General features: G+C 39.3%; 1 pseudogene. It reads right to left on the reverse strand.

Annotated elements, in window-relative coordinates:
- Positions 1-267: pseudogene (locus FC20_RS10575) on the reverse strand (phage head morphogenesis protein); the annotation flags it as partial.

Consider the following 267-nt stretch of genomic DNA (forward strand, 5'->3'; position numbering starts at 1 on the left):
CTACTTCAGAATAGAGCTTTAAATTTTCTGCCTTCTCAGTAGCCCCAGCCGCTTTAGCGGAAATATAAGCTTTAAACTTCCACTCGTCAAGCCGGGTTATACGGCTCTTTGCTGCAAGTTGACTAAGATAATCGTTTATAGCTTTCTTGCTTTCTCTGTCCTTAACCGTACTCGCTAATGACTTCAAAGCAACCATTTCAGCTTCGGAAATGGTAGAATTTAATATTTTATTTGCATCATCTTCACTAACCTGGCCATTAAAATAGC

Origin of the sequence: Lactobacillus equicursoris DSM 19284 = JCM 14600 = CIP 110162, assembly GCF_001434815.1 — a bacterium.
GTDB classification, from domain to species: Bacteria; Bacillota; Bacilli; order Lactobacillales; family Lactobacillaceae; genus Lactobacillus; species Lactobacillus equicursoris.